The organism is Mycobacterium sp. (assembly GCF_049281135.1).
Classification (GTDB): domain Bacteria; phylum Actinomycetota; class Actinomycetes; order Mycobacteriales; family Mycobacteriaceae; genus Mycobacterium.
The window spans coordinates 1-6578 of sequence record NZ_JBAPRN010000073.1 but is presented as its reverse complement, the minus strand read 5'-3'; the positions used below and the strand labels follow the sequence as shown (position 1 = coordinate 6578).

General features: G+C 62.5%; 6 protein-coding genes and 1 pseudogene. 6 read left to right on the top strand and 1 reads right to left on the bottom strand.

Going from position 1 to position 6578, the window contains the following annotated elements:
* The first annotated feature begins 22 nt into the window (after nucleotides 1-22).
* The 4 genes from WAN02_RS03010 (at nucleotide 23) to WAN02_RS02995 (ending at nucleotide 3814) form a co-directional block, all read left to right on the top strand.
* The gene (locus tag WAN02_RS03010) at nucleotides 23-1177 is read left to right on the top strand and encodes a glutathione-independent formaldehyde dehydrogenase (RefSeq protein ID WP_422262706.1); all 1155 of its coding nucleotides are present in this window, start codon (nucleotides 23-25) and stop codon (nucleotides 1175-1177) included.
* A gap of 61 nt (nucleotides 1178-1238) precedes the next feature.
* Entirely contained in the window at nucleotides 1239-1652 is a 414-nt protein-coding gene (locus tag WAN02_RS03005; RefSeq protein ID WP_422262705.1) for a GlcG/HbpS family heme-binding protein, read from the top strand.
* A 163-nt stretch (nucleotides 1653-1815) separates the two neighbouring features.
* Entirely contained in the window at nucleotides 1816-2283 is a 468-nt protein-coding gene (locus WAN02_RS03000; RefSeq protein WP_422262704.1) for a TetR/AcrR family transcriptional regulator, read from the top strand.
* Nucleotides 2284-2638: 355 nt separating this feature from the next.
* Nucleotides 2639-3814: a hypothetical protein gene (locus WAN02_RS02995; RefSeq protein WP_422262703.1), complete on the top strand. Its 1176-nt coding sequence runs from the start codon at nucleotides 2639-2641 to the stop codon at nucleotides 3812-3814.
* Nucleotides 3815-4162: 348 nt separating this feature from the next.
* Here the strand turns inward: WAN02_RS02995 and WAN02_RS02990 are convergent.
* Nucleotides 4163-4739 (bottom strand): annotated as a pseudogene (locus WAN02_RS02990) (integrase core domain-containing protein); the annotation flags it as partial.
* Here WAN02_RS02990 and WAN02_RS02985 point away from each other — a divergent pair.
* Both WAN02_RS02985 and WAN02_RS02980 read left to right on the top strand, forming a co-directional pair.
* The gene (locus tag WAN02_RS02985) at nucleotides 4708-5082 is read left to right on the top strand and encodes a phage major capsid protein (RefSeq protein WP_422262702.1); all 375 of its coding nucleotides are present in this window, start codon (nucleotides 4708-4710) and stop codon (nucleotides 5080-5082) included. The pseudogene WAN02_RS02990 and the gene WAN02_RS02985 overlap by 32 nt on opposite strands.
* Before the next feature lie 622 nt (nucleotides 5083-5704).
* On the top strand, nucleotides 5705-6578 hold an 874-nt coding region (locus tag WAN02_RS02980; protein WP_422262701.1), incomplete at its 3' end, for an alpha/beta hydrolase.

Below are 6578 nucleotides of genomic sequence, written 5' to 3'. Positions count from 1 at the left end.
GTCAACAAGATTGGGAGAGGTCATGAAAGCTGTTGTTTACGAAGGGCCCAGGCAGGTCCGCGTCGAGGACGTTCCGGACCCGGTCATCTTAGAACCGACCGATGTGCTCGTCAGGATCACCACCACGAACATTTGCGGATCCGATCTGCACATGTACGAGGGCCGGACCGCGATGGACTCTGGCAGGGTCCTCGGTCACGAGAACCTCGGCGAAGTCGTCGACACAGGGGCCGCCGTGACCTCGGTGGAGGTAGGTGACCCGGTTTGCCTGCCGTTCAATATCAGTTGCGGCTTCTGCCGCAATTGCGAGAAAGGGCTAACGGCTTTCTGTCTGACCACCAATCCCGACCCCGAGATGGTTGGGGCGGCATACGGGTTCGCGGGTATGGGCCCGTACAACGGCGGCCAAGCCGAGTATCTGCGGGTACCGTTCGGCGACTCGAACTGCCTGAAGCTGCCCGACGACGCGCAGGAAAAGGAAAACGACTACGTCATGCTGTCGGACATCTTCCCGACAGGCTGGCACTGTACCGAACTTGCCGGGCTGCAGCCCGGCGACGCGATCGTGGTCTATGGCGCGGGCCCGGTCGGGTTAATGGCGGCCCATGCAGCGATGATCAAGGGCGCGGCCAAGGTGATGATCGTCGATCGTCATCCCGACCGGCTCAAGCTGGCCGAACAAATCGGTGTCATCGCCATCGACGATTCAAAGGGATCCGCTGTCGAGCAGATCCTCGAACAAACCAAAGGCGCTGGCGCCGACTGCGGTTGCGACTGTATCGGTTATCAGGCACATGACCCCCAGGGCCATGAGGATCCCTCGATGGTAATCAACGATCTCGTGCGGGCAGTGAAGTTCACCGGCGGAATCGGCGTGGTGGGTTTGTATCTGCCGCAGGATCCAGGCGCGCCGGACGCAGAACGAAAAAAAGGCAAGATCACTTTCGAAATGGGCGAATTTTGGCTCAAAGGCCAACGAATGGGAACTGGTCAGGCCAACGTCAAGCACTACAACCGTGAGTTGCGTGATCTGATCCACGAAGGCAAGGCCAACCCATCATGGATCATCTCTCACGAACTTCCGTTGTCTGAGGCCCCGAACGCCTACGAGCACTTCGACGCCCGCGACGACGGTTGGACCAAGGTGGTACTCAAGCCGCAGCTCGCGTCGATGTGAAAACACAAAGTCCGATGTTGAACACGTTTCAGGACAACCTCATTGACGAATCGGGTGCGAAATGACACTGAATCAGGCATCGGTTTCTCTCGATGACGCACAGCGAGTGGTTGCCGCGGGCATCGCTAAAGCCGACGAGATCTCTTCCCCGTCGAATATCGCGGTCGTCGACGTCGGCGGCAACCTGGTGACGCACATTCGGATGGACGGCGCCTGGATCGGCAGCGTCGACATCTCGATAAACAAAGCCTTCACCGCCCGTGCATTCGACATCTCGACCGAGGAGCTGGCGGCCGATGCCGGTCCGGGCGGGCAGTTCTATGGCATCCACGCTTCCAACGGGGGCAGGGTCATGATTTTCGCGGGAGGAATCCCGCTACAGCGGGCCGGCCAGATAGTAGGTGCCGTCGGCGTCAGCGGCGGGAGCGGCAAACAGGACCAGACTGTCGCCGAAGCGGCTGCCGCTGCCCTTTGACAATGCATCTGCACACCGCGGAAGTCAGCCAATACTCAACGTAGACATACGTGCCCGATGTCAGGGGCCATCTGGGCGGAGGAGGTGCTAGTCGTCGTCGCGCCGGCGTAGATCTTGCTGCCGCCCGACGCTTCATCGAGGACGTCGGAGTGCTTGCATCTCCGTGAGCTCACGCTTGATCGCATCGAGCGCCGCATCGCGCCGCCCGCTGATCATGAGTCGTTTGGTAGCCGTCACGGCGTCCACATCGTCAGTGCACCGCACGACGGTGTACCGCTACTTCGGGTCGCGCGACGATGTGCTGGCGTTCGTGATCCTGCGTGAATCGGCAGGCGTGATCGAGGGGGCCCAACCGACGATGGAAGGCAGCCGCCCATTCAGCAAGCGGCTACTAGATGCTCTTGATGGTGCGATCGCTGCCGTGGAGAAACCACGCTGGCTGCGTGTGTTGTTCTCGCCGGAAAGTTTCACCATGACGGTGGCCGCAGCGGCATCCACGGCCTTCCGGGATCGGATCCGCCAGGCGCTGCGACCCTACGTCGACGCGGCGAAGGCAAACGGCGAACTGCGCGAGCAGCTCGACCCCGATGGGTCGCCGACTGGCTGGTACGGGTTGCGCAGATGCTGCTGATGGATCACCTCGCCGGAGGCCAGCACGATGCCCGCATGGACAGACGGGCGACGCTGCGCAACTTCGTCATCCCGGGCATCCTCAGCCCTACCGCTGCCGACGCCGCGACGGTGCTGACACGAACGAAGAGCGCGAAGCGGTAGTTAACCATTCGGGACGGCGTAGGCCGAGCGGTGGACGACTTCCTGAACCGGATCTACCACAAAGTCAACTCCGGCCGACGTGGTTGATAGTCGCGAACTCAAGCCCCGAACATGCAGCGCGAGGGCGCCCCGTGAGGACTGGCTCTGAGACCCGAGGCTCAACTGTCGCGTCAAGACTGGGCGCCATCCGTAACGGATGTGACGATCAACGCATGGTGTCTACAACAGATGTGCCGAATGCCGACAACGGTCCACAAATCGTGCTGGGCCTCGTGGGGGCGCCCGGTGTGGCTTTTTCACTGGCCCGCGATCTCGCCGACGCGGGTTTGGGTGAGGAACTCGAGCGGCGGTTACCGGGAGCGCGGTGGCGGGTTGAGGCGGTGGAGAGCCGCCTGGTGCAGCCGCCGGCCACCGACGCTGAGATCGTGGACGCCGCACGGCGATTGCTGCTGGACAGTGGTTGGGATGTGGTGGTTTGCCTGACCGATCTTCCGTTGCACATTCACCGGCGTCCGGTCGTGGCCCACGTCAATCCGGTCCACAACGTGGCGATTGTGTCGGTGCCTGCGCTCGGCGCGCTGGGTGCCCGGCAACGGATTCGCGAGGGGATTGTTCGGGTGATTGAGCGGCTGGCCGGATCTCATCAGCAGCGCGACAGCGACACTAACGGCTCGGCCAGGCGGCCACGACGGTTGTTGGTGCAGCGGGTGCGGGAACTGGGCACCGACACCGCCAACGAAGCTTTCGCATTCACTGCCCGCGTGGTGACGGGCAATTTGGTGCTTTTGGGCGGGATGGTGGCGGCAAATCAGCCGTGGCGGTTGTCGCTGCGATTGTCGCGTGCTCTGACCGGCGCGGTGGCCGTCGGGGTTTTCGGCTTGGTGTACTCCGATGTCTGGCGGCTGTCCGATGGCTTTGGATGGGTGCGGCTTGTCGGTACGGGTCTCTTATCGGTGGGTGCTACCGCAGCGACCTTGATCATCGGGGCTGAGCTATGGGAGCGCACTCTCGCGCCAGGAGTACGCAAGCAGGTGCTGTTGTTCAACATTGCGACCGTGGTGACGGTCGTCATTGGCGTGACCGTGCTGTATGCAGCTCTGTATCTGCTGGCGCTGGTTGCGGCGTTCTGGTTTGTAGTGCCGCAAGTTTTCCGCAGCGCCGTCGGCCACCCTGCCTCCCTGGGAGATTACTTCGAACTAGCTTGGTTGACTTGCTCGTTGGCGATGATTGGGGGTGCCCTGGGTGCGGCTCTGGAGACTGAGGACGCAGTGCGCGAAGCGGCCTATATTCAACGCTCCGACGCGCAGACCGAGAGGGAAAACGCCATGATTCGGCCCCGGTCAATTCTCAATGATCGGTCGACCCAGAATGCTGATCCGGCCACATAACAGCGATTCCATAACGACCGATCACCGGCGGATTCCGTTGATGCTCTTCAGTTGAGCGCGTCGAGCCACGAATCAGCGGCGACGACGCTGAATCAGCACGCGGGTCTGTTTCCGACAGATCTGGACGACATCGCTTCCCGACTTGACGCCCGATTGACTATCGCCACCACGGTGCGTCATCTGATGCCAAACCATCGCCGACCAAGGCACCGACCAGAACAAGCCAACATCAGTCGACGGGCACCTAAAAACCACCGCTGACCTACATCAACAATGAGTGCCCCTGTTCAGAGTCGGTTGATGCTTGACGGATCTGTTTCGGTTGATCCTTGACACTCTGGGTTGGGTTTACGTCTCGGCGCGGGTGCGGGAGGCGTGTTTCTTTCGTATCGCGTTGGTGCTGGTTCGCGCGGCGGTTTTGACCAGTTCGCTGCCGATCCAGAACCGCAGAACGTCGCCGTCGATGCGGACGTCGCAGCGGGCGCCGGCGCGGTGCAGGCCGACCGGGATCTGTTGGCAGGCCACACTGACCACGCCGTTGGCGCAGACCCGTCGGCTGACCCACAAGTCGTCGTTACGGTCGGTCGCCTGGACCGGGCCGTCGTCGTGGGCGTGTGCTGCGCCGCCGAACCGCTCTGCGGGTGCGCTCATGTCCAGCGAATAGTGCGGGCGGACCGTGTTGTAGTAGCGGCACCATTCGCCGAGGGCGTGTTGAGCGGTCGTCAGCGACTTGAAAGGCTTTTGCTCGCTGAGGAATTCAGCACGCAAGTGCGATGGAACCGCTCTTGCCGGTCGTGGTCGGGCTGCGCGGCTGGGTCAGAAGGTGCTCGATGCCGTTCTCCCGGCAGATCCGATCAAAGAGCACCTCGACCGGTGGGTGATGGAATCGGCCGGTGAACACCTTGCCGTTGTCGGTCAAAATCTGCGCGAACCTAGCCGTGCTGAATCAACTGCGCCAGTTGACCACCGGCAGCCAATTCGTGTTCCCCGAATTGCGCAATGATCAGCCCACCCTCGCGGGCAAACCGGTCGACGAGCTGTCCAACATGGACTCCACGCTGGGCGCTGGCGCTGGCAACGACCCGGTGCTGCTGTACGGGGATTTCTCCAATTTCGTGGTGTCCCAGCGTATCGGCAGCGCGGTCGAACTGATCCCGCACTTGTTCGGTGCCAACAGGCGTCCGACCGGCCAGCGCGGCATGTACATGTACGCCCGCTACGGCAGCGATTCGGTCAACGACGCCGTGTTCCGGATGTTGGTGGCCTGACAGGACTTCCGCGGACGGGGAGGCGGTGAGTTGTGGCCTGGCGAAAAAGGACTTGGGCGCTGGCCACAGCACCAGGGCACTGCTTCCCCGTCGATGGAACCAAAGACTCCCGTGGACGGGGACAGGGAGAAATCGCCTGTGGACCCTTCCCCGTTCACGGGCCCATCCACGCGGGCCACAATCCTTTCCGACCATGCGACCAACCGGAACCCCTTGCGGCACCACTCCATCCGCAACTACGGTCCACGACCCCACCACACTCCACCAGCGCAAACGCCAACCAGCGCAACTACCTCGGTGGGGGGGGGGTGGGTGTCCCGCGCGAACAGGGGTTCCGGTGCGTCTCCCCACCAGCTGTGTATATCTCCCCCCGAACGAAAACCGAAAATTTTAGGTCTGCAACAAGGGGTTTTCGCAGGTCAGACGATTTGTGGTTGCCAGTTGGCGGTGAGGCGTTCGGTTTTCGCTGTGCTGGGGTGCAGCAACGGGATCGGCGAAAGCCGAAAGCGGAGAGAGGGAGAGGCCAAACCCCGAACTGCCCAGCCCCCTAGGGCTTGAATCCACGATGCAAAAGTTCGAATAGCGGCCTGCTAGGTTGCGGTTTCGGCGCATAATCCACGCTGTGACTGATGATGTGCGGATTCCCTGCCACGGCGAGCAGCTTGCGGCCTATGTGTACCGGCCCGACGCGACGCAGGGCGACGCGCCCTGCGTGGTCATGGCGCACGGCTTTTCAGGGACACGCGAGGATGCGTTACCCGGGTACGCCGAAGCGTTCCGCGACGCGGGATTCGCTGTCGTCGTGTTCGACTACCGCCATTTCGGCGATTCGACAGGCGAGCCGCGTCAACTGCTTGACATCGGCCGGCAACTCGAGGACTACCGCACCGTCGTCGAGTGGGCGCGCAGCCTCGACGGTGTCGATCCTGACCGCATCGTGCTGTGGGGAACCTCGTACTCCGGCGGGCACGTCCTGACGCTTGGGGCCGAAGATGCGCGCATCGCGGCGGTGATCGCACAGGGGCCGTACGCCGACAGCATCGCCACGATGAAGTGCGTCGAGCCTCGAAATATGGCCCGCTTTGTGGTGGAGGGACTGCGTGATCAGCTCGGAGCCTGGTTGGGCCGCCCTGCGCGCCTGCTACGACCTGTGGGCGCTCCCGGCGATTTCGCCGTTATCACCGCACCGCACAACCAATCGGATTTCGCGGCTGTCGTGGGTCCGAACTCGAAGTGGCGCAACGAGTTCGCCGCTCGATTGATGCTGAGGTTCGGTTTTTACCGGCCCGGCCTGAAGGCGAAGCGATTGAAGATGCCGCTGCTGGTCACCGTGTGCGACCAGGACACCATTACGCCGGCGCCGCCGGCCGTCAAGGCCGCCGAGCGGGCACCACGCGCCGAACTGCGCCGGTATCCGTGCCGTCACTTCCAAGTATATTCGGACCCGCAAGTCAAGGCCGATCAGGTGGCATTCCTTCAGCGGACAGTGCTGGGAG